This window comes from Pseudoalteromonas sp. SIMBA_162, assembly GCF_046535955.1.
Taxonomy (GTDB): Bacteria; Pseudomonadota; Gammaproteobacteria; order Enterobacterales; family Alteromonadaceae; genus Pseudoalteromonas; species Pseudoalteromonas marina.
This window is the reverse complement of the sequence record NZ_JAWJBQ010001163.1, coordinates 1-238: the sequence shown is the minus strand read 5'-3', so window position 1 is coordinate 238 and position 238 is coordinate 1. Positions and strand designations below refer to the sequence as shown.

1 protein-coding gene is annotated in these 238 nt (G+C 69.3%); it reads right to left on the bottom strand.

Translation table 11 applies throughout. From position 1 onward, the window contains the following. On the bottom strand, positions 1-238 hold a 238-nt coding region (locus R0J88_RS23335; protein ID WP_410901366.1), incomplete at both ends, for an ATP-binding cassette domain-containing protein.

Genomic DNA, 238 nt, shown 5'->3' with positions numbered 1-238 from the left:
ATGGTGGTGACGCCCAGCCGTGCCTGCAGTGCCTTGATCTGACTGCGCAGATGCAGGCGTACGCGCGCATCCAGTGCTGAAAGCGGCTCATCGAGCAACAGCAGCCCCGGCTCGGTCGCAAGCGCCCGCGCCAGTGCCACGCGTTGCTGCTGGCCCCCGGACAGGGCCGCCGGATACTTGCCTTCACTGCCGGCCAGGTCCACCAGGGTGAGCAGCTCCGTCACGCGGCGGCGCATCG